The sequence below is a fragment of the Nocardia sp. NPDC024068 genome, assembly GCF_040638875.1.
GTDB lineage: Bacteria > Actinomycetota > Actinomycetes > Mycobacteriales > Mycobacteriaceae > Nocardia.
Window position 1 is genome coordinate 65,269 of the sequence record NZ_JBEZYU010000017.1, and the last position, 17,192, is coordinate 82,460.

At 68.3% G+C, this 17,192-nt stretch carries 11 protein-coding genes; 2 read left to right on the forward strand and 9 right to left on the reverse strand.

Annotated features, from left to right (window positions below; translation table 11 throughout):
* The first annotated feature begins 107 nt into the window (after positions 1-107).
* Positions 108-1,274 carry a hypothetical protein gene (locus AB0F41_RS16260; RefSeq protein WP_357424428.1) on the forward strand — a complete coding sequence of 389 codons (1,167 nt, stop codon included), beginning with the start codon at positions 108-110 and terminating at the stop codon, positions 1,272-1,274.
* A 572-nt stretch (positions 1,275-1,846) separates the two neighbouring features.
* On the opposite strand, the gene AB0F41_RS16265 is transcribed toward AB0F41_RS16260, so the two are convergent.
* From AB0F41_RS16265 to AB0F41_RS16305, 9 genes are all read right to left on the reverse strand, one after another.
* A complete protein-coding gene (locus tag AB0F41_RS16265; RefSeq protein ID WP_357424430.1) occupies positions 1,847-3,841 on the reverse strand; it encodes a type VII secretion target in 1,995 nt (664 codons plus the stop codon).
* An 84-nt stretch (positions 3,842-3,925) separates the two neighbouring features.
* Positions 3,926-6,520: a hypothetical protein gene (locus AB0F41_RS16270; protein ID WP_357424432.1), complete on the reverse strand. Its 2,595-nt coding sequence runs from the start codon at positions 6,518-6,520 to the stop codon at positions 3,926-3,928.
* Between the two features lie 9 nt (positions 6,521-6,529).
* Positions 6,530-6,835, reverse strand: a complete 306-nt coding sequence (locus tag AB0F41_RS16275; protein WP_357424434.1) for a hypothetical protein — start codon at positions 6,833-6,835, stop codon at positions 6,530-6,532.
* Between the two features lie 40 nt (positions 6,836-6,875).
* Entirely contained in the window at positions 6,876-7,241 is a 366-nt protein-coding gene (locus AB0F41_RS16280) for a hypothetical protein (RefSeq protein ID WP_357424435.1), read from the reverse strand.
* Positions 7,242-7,269: 28 nt separating this feature from the next.
* Entirely contained in the window at positions 7,270-7,941 is a 672-nt protein-coding gene (locus AB0F41_RS16285) for a hypothetical protein (protein ID WP_357424437.1), read from the reverse strand.
* Entirely contained in the window at positions 7,938-8,294 is a 357-nt protein-coding gene (locus tag AB0F41_RS16290) for a hypothetical protein (protein ID WP_357424439.1), read from the reverse strand. Before AB0F41_RS16290 ends, AB0F41_RS16285 begins: the two co-directional genes overlap by 4 nt.
* Positions 8,291-9,796: a PPE domain-containing protein gene (locus tag AB0F41_RS16295; protein WP_357424441.1), complete on the reverse strand. Its 1,506-nt coding sequence runs from the start codon at positions 9,794-9,796 to the stop codon at positions 8,291-8,293. Before AB0F41_RS16295 ends, AB0F41_RS16290 begins: the two co-directional genes overlap by 4 nt.
* 34 nt (positions 9,797-9,830) lie before the next feature.
* Positions 9,831-12,338, reverse strand: a complete 2,508-nt coding sequence (locus AB0F41_RS16300; protein ID WP_357424443.1) for a hypothetical protein — start codon at positions 12,336-12,338, stop codon at positions 9,831-9,833.
* A 9-nt stretch (positions 12,339-12,347) separates the two neighbouring features.
* Positions 12,348-14,546 (reverse strand): hypothetical protein, encoded by a 2,199-nt coding sequence (locus AB0F41_RS16305; protein ID WP_357424445.1) that lies wholly within the window; start codon positions 14,544-14,546, stop codon positions 12,348-12,350.
* A 287-nt stretch (positions 14,547-14,833) separates the two neighbouring features.
* Here AB0F41_RS16305 and AB0F41_RS16310 point away from each other — a divergent pair, with 287 nt between their 5' ends.
* The gene (locus AB0F41_RS16310; RefSeq protein ID WP_357424447.1) at positions 14,834-17,137 is read left to right on the forward strand and encodes a hypothetical protein; all 2,304 of its coding nucleotides are present in this window, start codon (positions 14,834-14,836) and stop codon (positions 17,135-17,137) included.
* Positions 17,138-17,192: the final 55 nt, after the last annotated feature.

The window sequence follows — 17,192 nt, forward strand, 5'->3', positions numbered from 1 at the left end:
TCGTGTCTCGACTATGCGACACGACGGCGGTGAACGCCGCGCATCGTATTCCCATCCTTAGGAAGACAACACAATGAAAGAGATTGCACGGGAGGCGACGACAGCGGATGGATACAGCGACAGCGGACGCGAATCTCGATACCCCCGAGCCTGCGTCGGGCGGCCCCCGGCCGGCTGATCAACGACCGCGTGATCCGCGAACACTGGCCGCCACAGCGGGTCCCGCCGAGCCGCACCGCGCCGATATCCGATCCACCGCGGCGCCCACCGGCAAACAAGAACCCGGCACCGGATCCGGCGCTACCGGAACGACACCCACCGACGGCAACACCGCGAAGTCCGGTGGTTTGCATGTTCTCGGGAAAACCGGGCCGGAGAAGCCGTACACCACCATCACGCTGCTCCGGCCGCCCGGAGCCTCGCTCGAACTCAAAGGCTTCATCGGCCAGGCCGAATCCGCGATGCAGCAGTCGGTGGACGTGCTCGGATACGGCCGTTCGGATCCGCCACCGCCACCCAAGAACGGCCGTACACCGGACAAGGTTCAGCTCGCCGGTCTGCCGGGATCGGGTGCGGGCGTGGACCAGTACAAGCAGAAGGTGCTGTCGGCCGGTGCCCGGCAGGACTCCATGGTGGATATGGACGCCCAGGTGGATGGCACCTCGCAGATAGTCGCCGCCGAGCAGGCGCAGACACTTTTCAAAATCCACCACATCAAATCCGATCTGAATGCCGCACTGGCGTCGGTCGGGCCCAAGAAGCTCAAACCCGCCCAGGAAGCCAAGATCATGGACGCCGTCGCCGTCTCGGTGACCAAGGTCCACGACGTCGTCCAGGCGGCCCAGGACGTGAACACGGGCGCCGCGGGCGGCGGATCCGCAGGCGGGGGTGGTGGCGCCGCGGGCGGTGGCGCCGCCGGCGGTGGCGCCGCGGGGGCCGGCGCGGCCGGTGCCGGTGGCGCCGGTGGCGGGCTCGGTTCCATCCTGCCGATGCTCGCCATGCTGCCGATGGCCCTGATGCCGATGCTCGGCCAGCTGCCGGAGATGCTCGGGAAGAAGGACGACGAAAAAGAGGACGACGAGGACGAGGACGAGGCGCCGCCGAGCCAACCGGCGCCGTCGCCCGGCCCCTCTCCGACCGACCCCACCGCACAGGCCCCACAGGGTGCGGCACCGCCGCCGGAAGGCACACCGCCGCCGAACCAGAATCCGCAGCAGGGGACACCGCAGACCGAGATTCCCTTCGGCCCGACACCTCCCAGCAAACAGGTGTGAATCTCGGTCAACCGGTGAGCGATCGATCGCTCACCGGTTGACCGGACACCGCTCTGCCCGGCAACCATAACGAGAGCGCCGAGAACAGCGCCCGTCCACGGCTACCGACTCCGGCGGCGCGGATACGACGGTAGGCAAGAGTCGTGAACCACCCGACGACGAATCCCGGGACAACGAGATTGCCGGACCTGTCGTATGGCTCTACGCGCGCACTCGCGACCGAAGGCCGGGCCGACCGGAGCGCATACTCGATACCGTTGCCCGTGCGACAACCAGCGACGATGACCTCGCAACACCCGCCGGGCCAGGTGTCGAGAGGTTCACCGCATCCCGCGGCCGGCGCGGTCGGGCCAGGCGCATGACGTCGGCGGGTCCGTCTGTGACGTCCACCTGATGGGCGGTGTGGCGGCGGCTGGATTCGGCCACCGGACTCCGAGCCGGAGAGGCCGGCGAAGTGCCTCTGCCGCGGGCCGGCAACGCCGCTTCACCGATTCGCGCGGTGGCCCACCCGGTTCGGGACACTCGTGTTGTCACGAACCCGGGCGAGCCCCCGACTGGCCCTCACTGTGGGGTCACTGTGCTTCCCGGTCGGTGGCAGGCGGAGCTACCACCGGTGGAACCACAGCGGGCGGCGGGCCCGCGGTCGTGTTCGGCGCCGAGACGGCCCCGGCGGGCGGAGCCGGCGGGGTCTCGCCGGCAGGGGCGTCCGCGGCGACCGGTGGCGCGGAGACGGCACCCGTTCCGCCGCCGGGCTGCGCGACCCGCTCGTCCGCGCCCACCGCCACCGTGGCCGGTACCGCGGTGAACGCGGGATGCTCCAGCACCTGGCAGTGCGCGTAGACGGCGTCCCGCAACACCTGCCGGTCCGGTTCCCGTTCCAGCAACGCGACCAGTTCGTTGCAGCGGCGCTCCCAGACCATCGCGCGCAGCGCGCCGACCTCGTCGCCCACCCTGATGGCACCGATATCGACCCGGCCCACATCGACCCGCTGCGAGATCATCGCCGCGGCCAGCAGATCGTCGGCGTCGCGTAGTTCCTCCCACCAGGACCGGGGGATCTCGTCGCCCGCTTCGACCCGGGCCAGGATGCGATCGCGGATACCGCGGGCTCCGACCGTGTCGTAATGACCGGGCACGGAACGGGAGAGCTGGGCATGGGCGTCGAGTGCCAGCGCGATACAGCGCGCGCGAACTCCGGCGTCCGGGACCGCGGCGACCGATTCCAACGACGGCACCGATCCCGTGATGCCCAGCCGGTCTGCGGTATCGGGGGTGAGAACGCGCAGGTCGACGTCGTACCCGGGTCCGACCAGGCCCTGCATCGCCACCTCGCCGAGCCGGCCCTGCAGTCCGGGATCGATCGGTCCGGACGACACCAGCGCGGACAGGGTCGCGTTCGCTTTCGCGCCCCACGCCAGCCCGAACTCGACCAGGACCCGGGCGGGGTCGGCGACACCCTCCCAGGGAGCGGCGACATCGCCGTCGGCGGCGAGCAGTTCATCCCACAGCCACGGGGTGGAGACCTGGCGCGGGATGTAGAGCCCGGCGGGCAGCCAGCCGCGGCCCTCGTTGGAGGTGATGAACATTCCGGCGCCGCCCGGGCCGCGCAGTACCGCTACCGCCCAGGTCATTCCGACCGGGGAGTCGGTCGCGGCGAGGACCGCGCCGAGCAGGGTCTTGGCGAGGACGAGGTCGTCGTTGGCCGTATCGCCGACGATGTAATCGGGTTCGGCTTCCCGGTCCTTGGCGGAGGCCACGGCCGAGTTGAACGGTGTAGGGGCAGCCACCGGGACGGGTGTGCCGTCCGGTGTCGCGTTCGAGGGTGCCGCGCTCGCACGGTCGTCGCCGGAGCCGGCGCCGAGAGGTCCGCCGACGAGGCCGTTGCCCGGGGGCATGACGCCTGCGGTTCCGGCCGGTCCACCCGCGGGCCCACCGGCGCCGGGTGTCCCCGCCGCGGAGGCGGCGACGTTCTCCCCGGGGGGCACCGAACCGGGCGCGGTGACGCCGGTCTGCGGTGCCGTGCCGGGCTGCCCGGGCTGCGCCGCACCGCCGGATGGGGTGCCGCCGGGGCCGGCCGCGTCCGCACCACCGGTGGGGACGGGCCCGCCCCCCGGACCGGTCACGGCCGGACCGGTGCCGACCGTGTTCTGCGCCGCGCCGACCGGAGCTGTCTCCGGGCCGCCCGGTGTGTTGAACGCGGGTCCGCTCGGGGCCGGGGCGGGGTCTCCGAATCCGGAACCCGGCCCCCCGCCGGTGTCCTCGAGTGCCCGGCCGATGGCGGACGCCCCCTCCAGATCGCTGCGTTCGTATTCGTCTGCGGAATTGCGCAGCGATCTGGCCGTCTGCTCGTGCTCGCGGGCCAGCGCCTCACCGGCGCGCAGGCGGGCACCGTAATAGTCCTCGAGCGCCTTCTGCACCGGATAGGCGATCTTGCCGTAGGTGGGTTCGAAGTTGGCCAGCCAGTCCGACGGCGGCTGTGCCCACTCCCGAGTTTCGGCCGCCACTTGATCATGCTGGTCGGCCAGCTGGCGCAGTACCGCGGGTTCGATATCCAACCGGTCCGGCATGCTCGATCAATCCTTTCCGCCAGCTATTACCCCCATTGTCAATTCTTCCCAATACTGGGGAGTTAGGTGGGCGCTACGCAGGGGTCAGCGGGTGGGGCCGGCGGATACCGTGCCTCTTGCAGGAGGCGGCGGAGCCTCCGTCTGCCGTGTGAAGACCGGGTGCGTCAGGATCTGGGCGTGCGCGTACACCGCGTCGCGCAGAGTCTGGCGGTCCCGGTGCTCGGCGAGCAACAGGACGAGTTCGTTGCACCGGCGCTGGAAGGTCAGCGAACGCAATACCGAGAGATCCGAATCGGGTTCCGGCTCATCCGCGCCCGCGCGTAGATCGCCGAGTGCGATGCGGCTGGTATCGGCACGGTGCCCGAGCGCCGTCGCCGCGATCAGATCGTCGGCGTCCTGCATCTCCTCCCACCAGCTCGCCGCGAAATCCCGGCCGTCGCGCAGGGCACGCAGCAGCCGGAGCCGGATCTCTGGCGCCCCCATCGCATCGACCGCCGGTAATTCCGCCCGCGCGACCCGGATATGGGCATCCACAGCCAGTTCCAGGCAGCGCAGCGCGACCATATTGTCCGGAACGGCGGCCGTGCGGTCGAGCAATCCGTCAGCGGCGGTGAGCCCCAGCCGATCCCGCGCACCGTGACCCGGTGTCCGCAGGTCCATGGTGTCCGATGGCCCGACCGAGCCGGCGAGCCCGACGGCCCCGAGCTGCCTGCCCAACACCGGATCGATCGGCTTCGACGATGCCAGCGCCGCGAGCTTGGAACCCGATTTCGAACCCCAGGCCGCGGCGAACTCCACCAGGATCCGCGCCGGGTCGGCGATACCCTCCCAGCCCGCTTCCTCGGCCACGGACCACAGCCAGGGCAGTGAGATCTCGGTCGGGAGATACAACCGCGCGGGCAACCAGCCGCGCCCCTCATTGGAGGTGACGAACGCGCTCACCCCGCTCGAGTGGCGCAGCACCGCCACGGCCCAATCCACCCCCACCACCCAGGAATCGGTGGCGGCCCGGATACCGCCGAGCACGGTACGGGCGAGGACGAGGTCGCCGTCCACCCGCTCGCCCACCACGAACGCCGGTGCCGCCGAGGAGAGCATCGCGATGCCGAGGGCTTCCTGGACGGTCCCCGCACCCTCGGGCTTGTTCGCGTCCGGCGCGCCCTCCGGGAACGAGCCGGGGATCTTGCCGACAGTGGCGGCGGGTACCGAGGCTCCTGTTCCGGGCAGCGCGACTTTGCCGGTCGCGCCCGGCGCCCGATGCGCCTCCACCACCCCGGGCGTCCCTTTGGCAACCTGTGTGGTCGATACCGCCGACGCGGAGTTCCCGGGCGAACCGGGCGCCGGGGCGCCGGAGGCCGGGGCGCCCGCATTGCCCGTCGCGGCCGCCGCGGTCGATATCGCCGACCCCGGAGCGGCGGCCGGTGCGCCGCCCGGCAACGCCGGGGGCACCAGGGGCACGGCCGGAACTCCGGACGCGGACCCGGGTTCCCGGGTGGTGTCGTGAGCGAGAATTCCCGACATATCGTCACGGCCGGGTCCGTCGGTCCGCGCCGGTTCCGCCTTCTGATCGGGTGTTTCGGCCGCAGCGGTTTCCGTACCGGCGGACCGGTCGGCCGCCGCCCGATCGACGGGATCGCCCGCCGGTTCACTTCCCACTGCCGAGCCGTCGGCAGAGTCGTCGGCCGCGGAACCACCGTCCGACACCTCGGCGCCGCCGCCACGCGCACCGGCGTCCGGGCGCTGACCAGCCGGCGGACCGCCCGCGCTGTAACCGGGGTCGGACCCCGTGGGTGCCTGGCCGCCGTTCGCGGGGAGGTTTTCGCCGGCAGGAGGTCCGGCACCGACGGGATCATCGGCGCCCACCGGTATCTCGGCGCCGACGCCCGGCGGCGGCAGTACCGGCCCCGGCATACCGGGCGCGGGATGGAGGATATCGTCGATCAGGTCGATCAATTTTCGTCCGAGCGGCGAATCGGGCGGTACCAGTTCACCGAAGCCGGGCCCCCACCGTGGGTGCTTGTCACCGCGGCGCCGGGGATCCCAGTGGTGGTGGGATTTGTCCCCCGGCGCATAGGAACGGCGGCGCTTCGAAGGCCCGGCATCCGGCACCGAACCGGAACGCCACGGCCCCGGCTGGCCCAGCGCCTCGGCGATATCGTCGAGCCGCGGCAGCCCCTGGGGCCCCATCGAGTTCACGGCGGCGGCGACGATATCGCGGACGTCGTCGCGCGCCTCCGTGAGGATCGCTTCGACGGCCCGGCGGTCCGCCGCCGCCTCCTCCGAGTCGTCGGATTCCCCGTCGTCTTCGGCGTTGTTCTCCCGCCCGACCTGCTCGATCCGATCCGAGGCGTCGTCCACCACGTCCAGAATCTGGTTGCGGGTGCGGCGCACCACCTCACCGAAGGTGCCGAAGGTATCCGCGGCCGCCGACAGCGCGGCCGCGAAGGCCCGCGGACGGTTCTCCAGCGCGACCATCGCCAGCCGAATCCGCTCCAGCCCCTCCGAACGCCGGACCGCCTCGTCGAAGGCACGGCGGGCCTGCGCGACATCGGAGAGGTTCAGCGCCTCCGCGCCCTCCCGGGCCGCGGTTTCCAGTGCATGCCAGGCCGAGGGCGGGATCTGCGGCCAGTCGTCACCGACGATCCGGTCCCAGTGTGGACTCGCTTGCTCCGGCGCCATCGCAGGGGATCAGACAGCGGCGGATGAGATGGTATTACCGCCGTCGATATCGTTGTTGTCGATAGTTTTCACAGCGAAATCGTTGGCCCGCACGGTGATGCCCGCCTGCCGGCACGCCTCCGTGATGGCATCGGCGAACGTATCGCGGATCCAGTCGAGTCTCGTCGTCGTCACGCTGTCCACCGGCGAATCACCTTTGCATTCGAGCACCAGCCTGTCGGCGGTCGAACCGAAACCTCCGGTCATCGCTGTCATGGCTCCACCGAAATTCCCGCCGATGGCGAGCACCGTCTCGGGGTCGTCCATATCCACCATGTGTCGTTTCCTGTCTGTCGATCGAACGCTGCGGACGCGCTCAGGCGGGCCGGAGTCCGAAGGCTTCGTCTTCCATGGCCTGGTAGGCGGCTTCGCTGGGCAGGCCGAAGGAGTCGATGGTGTAGGAACGGGCGCCGTTGGATTCCATCTCCCGCCGCAGCCCGAGCCGGGATTTGGCGTGCGCGAGGCGGGCCAGTTTCAGGATCTCCGCGCTCAACCAGGTATCGCCGTTCTCCCGGGCGTCGTCGGTGAGGTGCAATCCGACAATCTCACCGTCGCGGTCGCAGGCCACCCCGACCGTGTGATCGGGGTTGAACACCTCGTGTACCTGTTGCGGCGGGGCCGGTTTCGCATCCGTTTCGCTGTCGAAATCGTCGGCGGTGTCGTAGTCGTAGTCGTCGGTCATCTCTCTCCCAGAGGTCGCCCGGAGTCTGCTAAGCGGTTTCGGCCAGGGTCTGCGACAGCACCGCCCACGGCGCGTCGGCAATGGTCATCACCAATTTCAGCGGCCATACCCGGGCACCCAGATACATCTCCCCGGAACCGTCGCCGAGCAGGTCCAGATAGTCGGAACTCCCCATATCCGAGTTCATCGATACGGTGGTCACCGGTGGCCGGCCGTCGTCCACGGAGATCACCGAACCACCGCCACCGGGGATGAAACTCTTCCGGCACCGCGGACTGCCACCGATCGCCACGTCCGCACTGTTGGTCGTCACAGTGACGTCCGGGTTCAGCAGCAGCTGGGTCACCCAGGAACGCGCCGCCAATTCGGGCCGGTCACCGTTGATCCCGATCACCAGCGAACCGGCCAGGTCCACGACCAGCAGTTGCTCGCCGGTGGTGATACCGACGATCACCAGCCGATGCGCGCCCGCGGTGGGCGCGGGCAGGTCGTCCGCGGCGACAGTGGTGGAATCCGCGCCGATACCGCCGTTGGCGGCCGGAAATTTGGTGACGATCCCGGTGGACACATCCACCGAGAAGGCGACGGCCGCCGCGGACGAGCCGTCACCCAGTCCGGCCAGCCGCGCCAGCCCCTCCTCGTGCAGCCAGCCGATGGCGTCGGCCGCCGAAACCGAATCGTCCATCTCGGCATCGGTCATCGTGCGGGCTCCGGTTCCGGTTTCGGCTCCGGCGAACTCTGGTCCTCGGACTCGTTCTCGGTGATCACGGTTTCCATGATCACCTGATACTGCCGGGCCGCGTCCTGGGTGCTCTCCCGGATGGCCGCCATGACATCGGCGGCCAGTTCGTCGCTGGTGAACCGGTCCGCCGTCCCCGGCGCCATATACAGGCTGGTGAGCCGGCCCATCGCGTCGACCTCGGGAATGATGGCACCGCTGGGTGATGGACGCCGGGCGCGGACATCGTCGATGCGCTCACGCATATCGGCGATCCGATGGCGGAGTTGGCGGGCCGCGTCCAACGCGGCCTGGACGTCGGGATGGATGGTCATAGGTTCCCTCCGGAGCGGGTCGGGGCCTGGTTGGCCGGCGCCGGAGTCGGTTGTGTGACCGTCGGCGCGATGGTGGGCCGTTCCCCGATAACGGGTTCGGTATGCGGGGTGTCGTCGACATACATGAGCCGGTCGGGATGCCAGGCGACCACCCGGTTGCGTTCGTTGCCGCCACCGGCTCCGGCGCCACCCATCCCCGGGCCGCCCATCGGCGCGTACGGCATCATCGGCGACCCCCCCATGCCCCGAGTGCCCTGCCCACTCGAGCCCCCGAGCGCCCCGTCACCCACCGGAACCCTCGGCGCCGCACCCACATTCGCACCGGTGACGGCACCGGCCAGTGGCATGCTCGTCGTCGCTGACAACGTCTGCACATCGGAGGCGCTGGGAACTCCGCCGCCGGGCATCGACGGCGATCCACCGCTACTGGTATTGGGGTACGACGGCACCGCGTAGTCGCCCAGACCGTAATCGTCGTAGTAGTCGTCGTAGTAGTCGTCGGAGATCTCCTCGGTCTCGGACAACCCGTTGGCGCCCAGCCCCATCATGCTCATCAGCATGGGCAGCATCTGCGACAGCATCTGGTCGCTGGACCCGGCCCCTGCCCCTGCCCCGGCCTCCTGGCCCCCGCCCGTGCCCTGTGCGCCCGCCGCGCCCGATTCCGAATTCGCGACACTGAAACCCGTTTCCGAGGCATAGGACCCGGCGGCCTCCCCCGACCGCAGGTTCAGCTCGTTGTATTCCGCTGTCGCGGCGGCCAGCGCCGCTTCGTTCTTCGACCGCGCCGCGGCCAGCATCCGCTTCCGTGCGGCCTTGATCTCCTCGGGCGTGGGATGTTTGGCCTTCACCCTGGCGAAGGCATTGCCGTAGGACTCCGCCGACTGTGCCAGTTTGTCCATCGCGTCGCCGAGCTGATCCATCCAGCCGCGGTAGGTGCCGAATCGCAGCGCGACATCCGAACCCACCGGAGACCAATGCTGCAGGACCGCCCCCGCGCGGTCCATATCGCCGGCCGCCTGCATGCGGGAAGTGGTGTTGAACAACCGCACCGAATCCGCGAACCGGTGCGCGGGCTCCGGGCCGGGGCCGTTCTGCAACTGCTGCGCGAAGGTCAGCGGATCACCGGTGACCACGGGCATGGTGGCGAGCCCCGGCGGAACACGTCGCAGCCCCACCTGCTCCACCGCCGGAACGGGATTGTTCACGAGTTCGCCGCCCGACCCGTTGATCAGCCGGGCCCCCTCGTCGTCGGCGGCGGCGTAGTCGACCGCCGCCTGCCCGACCAGATGCGCGTCGCGCTGGATCTTGTTCAGCACGCCTACCGTCGCGTTGAACAGCGAGGCGGCCTGAGAATTCAGCTGTGGCACGGCCTGAGCCGAAATCGGATCCTTCCCGGCGGGCAACACCCATTCCCGGGGCATCGCCGCCCCGGTGATCCGGGCGGTATCCGCCGACCGTCCGGCCACCGATACGAGCTCACCGAGATCGACGTTCAGCGCCATGCCATTTCCCTCTCACCCATCACCAACCTCCGCGCTAAGCCGGCGCCAGCGCGGGAACATCGGTCGCGGACGGGTCCGCCGCACCGTCGACGTCCTGGCCCGTGTCTCCAGCGGCCTCGAGGCCGTTGGGACGCTTGAACCCGGCGAAATCACCGAACGGCCCCTCCGCGTCGGTCATATCCGGCGAGTACTGCTGCAATTCGCCCGCCACGACCGCTTCCAGTGTGCCGCTCTCCCCTTCCCCGAACGCAACCAGGACCGCCGTCCGGAATTCCGGATCGGCCTTCGGCTCCTCGGTTTTCTGCTCGGATTGCTTCGGATCCCCGGATTCGTCCTCTGCGGATCCGAGGTCGCCACCGAGCGAGGACATCACCGCCTGCGCCCCGGCCGGCACCTTCGAGTCGTCCTTCGACCTGCTGATCGTCCAGGTGGCGACATCACCGGTCTTCACCTGGGACGGATCCATCGCAAGACCGATATTCTTCGGATCGGTCCACGCGGCCGCGGTCCCGGCATAGGCGGCCTGCGCGTCGGTACCGGACTTGTTGGCGAAGGCCTTGTCGAGCCCCTGCGCCCGCGTCGGCGACACCCGCTGGCTCCGGCCGTCCGGGAAGGAATAGGGAACCAGGCCGTCATCGCCGGGCACCCGCCTCGGCACTCCGGCACCGGTCTGGTTGGAGGTGGCGCCGTTGGGGGCGCCGGTCTGGTGGTGCGCGGGCTGGGCCTGCGTCGCCGCGTTGTTCGCGGCCGCCTGGTTGTTCGACCATGGGGTGGTGCCGGCCTGTTGGGGCTGCGGCATGTTGGGGGCGGCGGCGCGCTCGTAACGAGAGGGGTCGATATCCCGCATCCCATCGGTGTCGGCCAGCTGCCGATCCCGGTTGAGGCCGCCCTGCAGCAGCGACATCAACGGTAGGGCCGACATCGCGTCTCCGAAACCGCCCCCCATCCCCCCGGTCGACGGGGTCGTGATGGGTGAGTTGTACCCGGGCCCGCCGAGGCCGGACGGATCGGTCGAGGAGCCACCCGGGTTCGTCAACGAGTTGTCGCCGGGGTTCAGGTCGGAGTTCGAGTCCCCCGGATCCACGCCGGGGGTGTCCGGGGTCTGATAATCGGCGGGATCGATATCGGGTAGCAACGACGAATCGGGGGTGTCGGTCTGCGTTCCGGTCGGCGATCCGGGCTGCGGGTAGGTGGGGGACGGCGTGCCCGTCGGGAGGTTGTTCGTCCGGTCCTCGAGGTCGTCGGCCGCGGCTTTGTCGTCTTCCAGCGCCTTTTTCTGCTCGGCCAACTGATCGGCCAGCGCCTTGGTCTGCTGGTTGGCGCCCTCGATCTCCTCGCCGACTGAGTTCAGCACCGATATCATCAATTTCAGCATTGCCTCGTTGGACACCGCGGTCATCGACTGCACCGCGTCGTTCATACTGCCGATCGTGGTGGCCACATTCCCCTGGCCGCGGGTGGTGATCTTGTCGATCTCGGACTCGACCATCACGACATTCGCCTGGGCGTTGTTGAATTTGGTCGCCTTGCCGTTCAATGAGCCGACGAGCTTACCGTATTCGGAGGCGCCGCTGCCGGTATTGGATCCCAGGCTCGCATGCAGAGGCGGGATCTTCGCCATCTGCTGAGGTTTCTTCTCATCCATCATTTTCTCTTTGAGCTTCGGATCTCCGAACAGCTCATGGCCGTCCACGAAGGCCTTGGCCACCGAATCGGTATCACCCCCGTGCCATTTCGTGATGGCCTCGTCCAGGCCTTTCAGTGGCTGAAGCAGAAATCCGTCCCCGTGGGGAGTTATTCCCGCAACCTGCGTGAACGGCTCGGTGCCCATTTTCGAACCGGCCGCCCCCGCACCGACCCACTGGAAGTCGATGGCCTCGGTTTCCGGCTTCTCCTTGGACTTGCCGCCGTTACCGTCGGAGTCGCCGCCGCCCCAACCGGGGCCGTCGACGAAGAGCGCCGACAAACCGGCACGGGTGCCCAGATTTCCCCAGCCTGTGGGAACTTTGGGGTCGAGGTCCTTGGCCTTCTTACCCCATTTCATCTGTTCGTCGATGATTTTCAGTATGTTCTCGCGTTTGGTCAGACCCGCCGTACCCGCCGTGGCCTGCGCCCTACTCGCCTTTGCGAGATCTTCCACCTCCGACTTGGTGAGGTTTTGGAACTGGCCGTCACCGTTCCTGACCAGTTGGGTCGACCTGCCGATGGGCCATCTGTGGACGATATCGTCGTACTGATCAGCGGCTGCGGCGTGTGAACCCGGTCCGCTCGCAGCGGCCTTCGTCGCAGCGCGTTGCCCGGCCCTTTCGGCGGCCTTCTTCGCCGCGAAGCCTGCGCCGGAGGCCGCTCCGGCGAACACGGTGTTCATCACACCGCCCTTGACTGCCGTGTCGAGGACCCCGTCCATCTTGCCGCCGTTGTCGTAGAGTTTCGCCGCCCCGGCGCCGAGCGCTCCACCGCCCATTGCCCCGCCGATCCCGGGAAAACGCCTACCGACGAGAACGTTCACCCCGATCTCGATGCCCAGCCCCATCAGACTCATGGTCGCCTCCTACGCTGGTACCGCGGTGCCGAGAACCGCTTCGCCGGTGGTGGACGGTGCCGCACCGGCACCGGGGCCCGTTTCCGCCCGTTCGATCCCGGGCGGATGGAAGATGCCGACGAACGCGCCGAATTCACCACTGTTGTCCCGCATCTCGTCCAGTGCGGTCACCGTGTGCAGCGTTCCGTTCGCGACAACCTCGGGCGCCGAGTCCTCGAACTTGACCAGTACGGCAGTTCGGTCCCGCCACACCCATACATCGCCGGTCATCGCCTCCTCCGGGGGGACCCGCCGGCCGATCTTCAACGGATCCGACCACTGCAGGGACGTGTCCGCATAAGCCGCCCGGGCATCGGTGCCCGCGGCGTTGCCGAGGGCCGCGTCCAGAATCGGTACCACTACCGGAGACACTTCCTGCGTCCGGCCGTCCGGGAAGGTGTAGACCGGGTTCCGGGCCGGCCCGGCGGCCGTCACCGGCCCTCCCGGTGGCGGACCCGCGTTGCTCGACGCGGATACCGCCTTCGTCGCCGTCTGCGGGACCGGCTGCTGCGGGGTGGCCGGCGACGGCGCGGCGGCCTGTGCGGACGCGGTACCCGGAGTAGTCGCGGCACGCGACGCGCCGGCAGCGTGGTTTTCGTCCCGCCCTTCGCGATCCCGGTCCCGGGGCCCGGCCTTGTCGCCGTTCAACATCGACCTCATCAGTTGCGGCAGCAACATCGAGGTCAGTGCCGACTGCATACCGCTTCCCCCGGTCGCGGTGACCGGTGCGATCTGCCCCGCCATGGAATTGGCCGCACCGCGTACATCTCCGGACGCCGCGGTGCTCGGACTCGGTGTCGTGGTCGAGGCCGGGTCGCCGACCCGGGCAGAATCGTTCGACGACATGGGATCGACGCCGGATTCGGTATCCCCCGTCAAATCCATCGGCTCGGGTGCGGACACCGCGGTATTCGGTGTGGAATCGGCTGCCGGGGACTCGTATTGGGTGTTGCCGCCCGGCACATAGGCAGGGTCCGGGGCGCCGTTCCCACGCTCGTCTTCCCGCGTTCCATCCTGCTCCCGGTCTCCGGTTTTCGTGTCCTTGCCGGTATCCGCGTCATCCGGTGTCGAAGGCTTTTTCGCAGCGATTTCCTCGGCCAGAAGCTCGAATTGCTCGATATAGTCTTCCATGATGCTCTGGGCACTCATGCTCGCGACCTCGACGAGCAGCATGGTGTAGGAATCTTCGTTCATCGGCGCCGCATCCGCGCCTTTCGGCAGTTCGAATATCGGATTCTTCCCGACCTTCGTCGTCTTGTCCTCGTAATCGCCGATGCAGGCCCGGATCTTCTCGAGGTCTCTGGGGTGGATGCCCGCGAATTTCTCCAGGGCACCGATCGAGACATCGACATCCCCGCGGCCCTGGGAACACAACTCCGGTGTCCGGTCCGCGTACTTGGCCACGGCGTCGGACATCGAGCGCAACCCTTCGAATTGCTCGCGCAGCCCGGCCACCCGTTCGGCGTATTGCGGGATTCCGGACGACTCCTCCCCCGATATATCACCGACCTTTAGCTTCCCGGGCAGTGTGGTCTCCGAGGCCTCGTCGCCGAAGCTCTTCCGGATTCCCAGGTAGGTCTGCGGGAGGGTCCGATAGTGTGTCTGCATCGCCGGCCCGAACTCCAGCCCGTAGGGCAGCTCCTCCGGATTGGGCATCATCACGTGCCGCATACCCTTCGGGATCTCGGAGAGCTCCTCCTCACTGATATCGATCAGCGGAACGTCCGGGTAACCCATCTCCTGGTACACCGGTTCACGTATCGCGAAGTCGGTCGCGAAGGGCATCGCCGACGTCCCCGCCGAGAACATGCCCCAGGCCATCCTCTTGCCGGAGTCCCCCAGCGCCAATTTCACCCCGGCGAAAGCCTCGGGCACCGCACGTTTGGCACCGTTGGTCGTGAGCCCCTTGACACCCTGTGCGGAAGTCTTCCAGATCGCACTGATCCCGCCTCTGCCCACCGAACCCACCACTCCGCCCAGGAGCCCGCCCACTGCCCCGAAGGCCGCGGCCTCGAGCGGATCCTCGCCCTGCGCGAGTGCGGTGAGGCCTCCGGCTGCCGCTCCGGCCAGCGCAGCACCGGCCGGTCCCCCGAGAGCGAAGCCCGCGGCACTGGCCACACCGACGACGGCGTCGTCCCAGTGGTCCTTGAAGAATTCACCGATGCCCAAGGGATCACCCCGTGCGCAGAGCCGAGTTCACGGCGACGGCCGGCGCGGGTCCGAGGTGACCACGACAGGCAATCTCGAGCCGGGCGCACCTGAGGACCGGACAAACGCAGCCGACCATGCGCGAGCTCCCTTCCTGACGCCTCCGATTGTCCGGGATTCCCAGCACGGGGAAGCGCTGACCTGGTCCAACCCGGCATCATCGAATATCCGAGTCATCGACCGACGTGCACGAATGCCCGCCCCTTCGAGCTTCGGGAGCCGGATCATTGCGCAGGAGGTAAACGAGGATGGACCTGCGTCGTCATCCGCTGCACGAACGGGGCGCCCGCCCGGCATCCGCCCCTGAGTGGGATCCGATGCGCTGGTATCCCGATACGATCGTGCGCCGGGCGAAATCCTGGGCAACCGAACGACCGTGGCGACGACGTCTGTTGTGGGCCTTGCTGATCGTTGTGGTCTGGGTTGTATTCCCGGGCGTCGTCGGCGCTGTCGCCATGGCGCAGGGCGGCTCCGGGGTATCGCAGATCGACGGACTCAGCTGGATGAATATCCGCGATTCGCACGGGGTGCCGCTCGCGAGCTATATGTACTCCACGAACCAGGGCGGCATCCTCAACCCCACCTACGCGATGCTGTGGTTTCTGATCAGCGCCATGTTCGTCGGCTACATCACGTTTGTCGGCGCCGGCTGCTGGGGAATCGACTTCGCCCTGGACTTCAGGTGGCTCGATATGTTCGCCGCCGCCCTCACCGGCGTGGCCGAGGCGCTGGTGCGGGTGGTCGGCACACCGATGGTCCTGATCACCGCGGCGTCGTTCGGAGCGTTCATCGTTGCTTGGTTCGTGGCACGCGGACTTCCGGCCAAAGCCGCGATACAGGTTGTGGTGATGCTGGGCGTGGCCGTTATCGGCCCGACCATCCTGGCCGACCCTCTCGGGGATGTGCTGTCATCCGACGGAATACTCGCCCAGGGCCGTGACGTCGGGCTCTCCGTGGCTGCCGGGCTCACCGGCGAGGGCACTCCGGATCCGGATCGGCTGGTCACCGAGATACAGCACACTTTGGCCGACAATTTCGCCCGCCGCCCGGTACAGGTATGGAATTTCGGGCAGGTGGTCGACAATTACCCGGCCTGCGAGTCCGCGTGGACCTCCGCCGTCCTGTCGGGTGACCCCGACAGCGTCCGGGAGGGGATGCGGGACTGCGGCAACGAATCCGCCTACGCCAAGGCCGATACGCCGACCATGGGACAGGTGGGTACGGGCCTGATCCTGCTGTTCTGCGCCCTTGTCCTGCTCGTCTTCGCGGCCTACTTCGCGTTCCAGGTGACGAAATCCGCGCTGAATTCCATCTACCACGCGTTCATGGCGATTTTCGGATTCGCCGCCGGCGGTTTCATATACGGCCCTACACAAACCTTCCTGGTCCGCAATATCGTGGATTGCCTCGTCGCCGCCGCCCGAATGACAGCGTTCACCATTTTCCTGGGCGTCTATATCCTCTTCCTGAAGAACCTGTTCGATCAGGCAAACGGCCAGGTCATATCGGTACTCGTCATAGTCTGCGTGGTCGAGATCGTCGCCGTCTCCCAGATCAAACGCCTCAACAAGAGCCTGAACAATGGCAACGATTGGATCGCCAACCGGGTCTCGCTGGCGATCCAGGGCGGCGGAAGCTCGGGAGGCGGGTCCGGGGGCGGCACCGCCCTCGGTATGGGCGGCCAGGGGTCCGGCGCCGGCACCGGCACCGGAAGCGTCGGTAGTCATATGCTCAGCTATATGGCCGGGTTGAGCACCATCAACAACTCGCCGCTCACCGGCTGGCTCCTGTCCGCCACCCCGAACCCGTTGAATCCGATGGCCAGGGGGAAGAAGCGATCGGACCTGGCCAATGCCCGGACCGCCGACTCCCGTGTGCAGGGATACCACTGGAATCAACTCGCCCGGTCCAACTGGGTGGACAAAGCGCTCAAACGGTCCGCGAACCACGGCGGCATGACGGCAGCGACTGGCGTGGCCAATGCGTTGGACGGTCTCGGCGATAACCGCGTACCGGAAAACTACCTGGTGGCGACACTGCGCGCCGCCGGCGCTCCGGATGAACGGGTGCACCAGGCCATGCGCGCGGCCTCGGCGATGAAAGGCAGCATGTCCAAGAACCCCTACGGCTGGGAACCGCTACAGAAAGCGATCGCCGCGTCGCGGGCTGTGGAGAACCACCTGCTGCCCACCGACAGCGACTCCACGAGAATGGCGTTCTCGGCCCAGGCCGCCGTCGCGGCCGAGAACTACTGGCGCCATACCATCGCCCCGGCACCCGGCGCTCCTGTCAACCACGGCTTCATCGCCACGGTCCGGCAGGTCTGGGATTCCGATACCGCCCTGCGTAACACGGTCACGCCCAGCCAGTGGCATGAGGCCGGCCGTGATACCCGGCGAACGATCCACAGCGAGGTGGCCACGGAGTTCCGGAACGCCGCGCACGCCTACGATGCCAACCCCACCGCCGTCAACCGCGAAGCACTCCGCCGGTGGAGCAACCGGATGTCCAATCTCGCTCAACTGGATCCCCGCTCCGGTCTCACACGCTGAGCCATCGGATCATCCACCCGAACCGATGACACACGCGCAGATGTCCCGGGCGGGG

What these genes read in the sequence shown, in the direction of transcription:
- AB0F41_RS16275 (WP_357424434.1), bottom strand. Translation starts at nt 6,835, where the DNA reads ATGGTGGATATGGACGACCCCGAGACGGTGCTCGCCATCGGCGGGAAT.
- AB0F41_RS16310 (WP_357424447.1), top strand. Translation starts at nt 14,834, where the DNA reads ATGGACCTGCGTCGTCATCCGCTGCACGAACGGGGCGCCCGCCCGGCA.
- AB0F41_RS16280 (WP_357424435.1), bottom strand. Translation starts at nt 7,241, where the DNA reads ATGACCGACGACTACGACTACGACACCGCCGACGATTTCGACAGCGAA.
- AB0F41_RS16260 (WP_357424428.1), top strand. Translation starts at nt 108, where the DNA reads ATGGATACAGCGACAGCGGACGCGAATCTCGATACCCCCGAGCCTGCG.
- AB0F41_RS16300 (WP_357424443.1), bottom strand. Translation starts at nt 12,338, where the DNA reads ATGAGTCTGATGGGGCTGGGCATCGAGATCGGGGTGAACGTTCTCGTC.
- AB0F41_RS16290 (WP_357424439.1), bottom strand. Translation starts at nt 8,294, where the DNA reads ATGACCATCCATCCCGACGTCCAGGCCGCGTTGGACGCGGCCCGCCAA.
- AB0F41_RS16265 (WP_357424430.1), bottom strand. Translation starts at nt 3,841, where the DNA reads ATGCCGGACCGGTTGGATATCGAACCCGCGGTACTGCGCCAGCTGGCC.
- AB0F41_RS16285 (WP_357424437.1), bottom strand. Translation starts at nt 7,941, where the DNA reads ATGACCGATGCCGAGATGGACGATTCGGTTTCGGCGGCCGACGCCATC.
- AB0F41_RS16295 (WP_357424441.1), bottom strand. Translation starts at nt 9,796, where the DNA reads ATGGCGCTGAACGTCGATCTCGGTGAGCTCGTATCGGTGGCCGGACGG.
- AB0F41_RS16270 (WP_357424432.1), bottom strand. Translation starts at nt 6,520, where the DNA reads ATGGCGCCGGAGCAAGCGAGTCCACACTGGGACCGGATCGTCGGTGAC.